The organism is Promicromonospora kroppenstedtii DSM 19349 (assembly GCF_000515355.1).
GTDB lineage: Bacteria > Actinomycetota > Actinomycetes > Actinomycetales > Cellulomonadaceae > Promicromonospora > Promicromonospora kroppenstedtii.
Map to the genome: position 1 here is coordinate 34,242 of NZ_KI911565.1, position 2,036 is coordinate 36,277.

Genomic DNA, 2,036 nt, shown 5'->3' on the forward strand with positions numbered 1-2,036 from the left:
AGCGCAGGCCGGAACCGGTGGTCGACGGCTCCCATCGCCGCCGCGCACAGCGCCGCCTGGTCCGCTCCCCCGGACCGCGCCTGCCCGCGGTCCACCTCCTGCAGCCCGACGACGTCGGCGTCGAGCGCGGCGACGGCCTGAGCCAGTCGGTCGTTGTCGACGCGGCCGTCGGGACCGAGGCCGTGCTGGACGTTGAACGTGGCGATGCGCACGTGCACGATCCTGGGCCCGGCAAGCGGGGAGCGCTACCCGGCAGGACCGGGTCGGCGAGGAAGGCGTCGATCGCCTCCCGTGTGGGGAACACGGTGTCCCCCGGGCCGGAGGTCAGGCCCACGAGCGTGACCGCGGTCTCCCGTACTGCGACGTTCGCCGCGTTGTACGCGTGCGGGATGTGCGGCGGGTCAACCCTCGGGCTAGCGTGAAGTGGGTTCAACGAGGAGCCGTCGAGACGTCGCACGACGATGGAGGACGACATGAGCCAGGACCAGGCGTTCCCACCGCAGCAGCAGAATCCGCCGGGAACCACCGACCGGATGGACCCCCAGCCGGACCACGGCGAGACGAGCTACGTCGGCAGCGAGAAGCTCGTCGGCCGCAAGGCGCTGGTCACCGGCGGAGACTCCGGGATCGGGCGTGCGGTCGCCATCGCGTTCGCGCGGGAGGGGGCGGACGTCGCCCTGTCCTACCTGCCCGAGGAGGAGCACGATGCCCGGGCGACGGCGGAGCTGGTGCGCGACGCGGGACGCCAGTGCTCCCTGCTGCCGGGCGACCTGCGGGACGAGGCCACGGCCAGGGGCGTGGCGCACCGGGCCGCGGGCGAGCTGGGCGGCATCGACGTGCTGGTCAACAACGCGGGGTACCAGATGGCGCGCCGGCGGTCGGTCGCTGACGTGACCACCGAGGAGCTGGACCGGGTGCTCAAGACCAACCTGTACGCCCTGTTCTGGGTGACGCAGGCCGCGCTCGGACACATGGGTTCGGGCAGCTCGATCATCAACAACTCGTCGATCCAGGCGTTCCAGCCGTCCACGTCGCTGCTCGACTACGCGGCCACCAAAGCAGCGATCAACAACATCACGGTGAACCTCGCGGCCGAGCTGGGACCCCGCGGCATCCGGGTGAACGCGGTGGCTCCGGGGCCGATCTGGACCCCGCTCCAGCCCGCGACCCAGCCGGAGGAGAAGATCACGTCGTTCGGCACCGATACCCCGCTGGGCCGGGCCGGGCAGCCCGCCGAGGTGGCGCCCGCGTTCGTCTTCCTCGCGTCGCCGGTCACGGCCTCGTACGTCTCCGGGACGGTGCTCGGCGTGACCGGCGGCAAGCCGGTCTTCTAGGCGCCCTCACCTGGCGCGAGCACCTCGACCGTGCCGTGCTCGCCGTCCACCCGCACCCGGTCGCCCGTGCGCAGCCGCATGGTCGCGTTGCCGCAGCCGACGACGGCGGGGATGCCCAGCTCCCGCGCGACGATCGCGGCGTGCGACAGGGGCGCGCCGACGTCGGTCACGACGGCGGCCGCCCGCGGGAAGAGCGGCGTCCAGCCCACGTTGGTCACCACGGTCACCAGCACCTCACCGGGAAGCAGCGCCTCGCCGTCGTCCGCCGAGAGCACCACGCGGGCGACGCCCTCTGCCACGCCGGACGCCCCGGGGAAGCCCCGGACGTGGTCGGACCGCTCGGCCTCCTGGCCGTGCTCGTCGAAGACGTCGGACCGCCGCTCCGGATCCGCGGCCCACCGCACCGGGTCGAACCGGCCGCGGATCACCGCGGGATACGGCGGCAGGCTCCGGTAGAGGTCGTAGGTCGCGCGGCGCACGGGGACGACGTCGGGGCCCCGCTCCCCCGCACGCCGGCTGGGGCCGGACGTCGCGCGAAGCACCGCCAGCAGCTCGTCGACGTGCAGGTAGAAGACGTCGTCGCCCAGGCCGGTGAGCTCGCCCGCCCGCACCGCGAAGGCGCGCAGGGCCCAGAACGCGCGGATCACCTCGGACCGAGCGCTCTCCCGGCCGCGCGCGTTGCGGGCCCACCGGTCGAGCTGC

General features: G+C 73.8%; 3 protein-coding genes. 1 reads left to right on the forward strand and 2 read right to left on the reverse strand.

What is annotated here, in order from left to right:
- On the reverse strand, nucleotides 1–212 hold a 212-nt coding region (locus PROKR_RS33265; RefSeq protein ID WP_036958718.1), incomplete at its 3' end, for an endonuclease/exonuclease/phosphatase family protein.
- Between the two features lie 261 nt (nucleotides 213–473).
- On the opposite strand from PROKR_RS33265, the gene PROKR_RS00215 reads away from it, so the two are divergent.
- The gene (locus PROKR_RS00215; protein WP_036958786.1) at nucleotides 474–1,334 is read left to right on the forward strand and encodes an SDR family oxidoreductase; all 861 of its coding nucleotides are present in this window, start codon (nucleotides 474–476) and stop codon (nucleotides 1,332–1,334) included.
- Here PROKR_RS00215 and PROKR_RS00220 read toward each other — a convergent pair.
- Nucleotides 1,331–2,036 (reverse strand): PEP-utilizing enzyme (locus PROKR_RS00220; RefSeq protein WP_036958720.1); only part of this gene is annotated, 706 nt, incomplete at its 5' end. The genes PROKR_RS00215 and PROKR_RS00220 overlap by 4 nt on opposite strands.

Bases quoted from the DNA above. Each gene is read 5' to 3' on its own strand.
- PROKR_RS00215 (WP_036958786.1), top strand. From the start codon at position 474: ATGAGCCAGGACCAGGCGTTCCCACCGCAGCAGCAGAATCCGCCGGGA.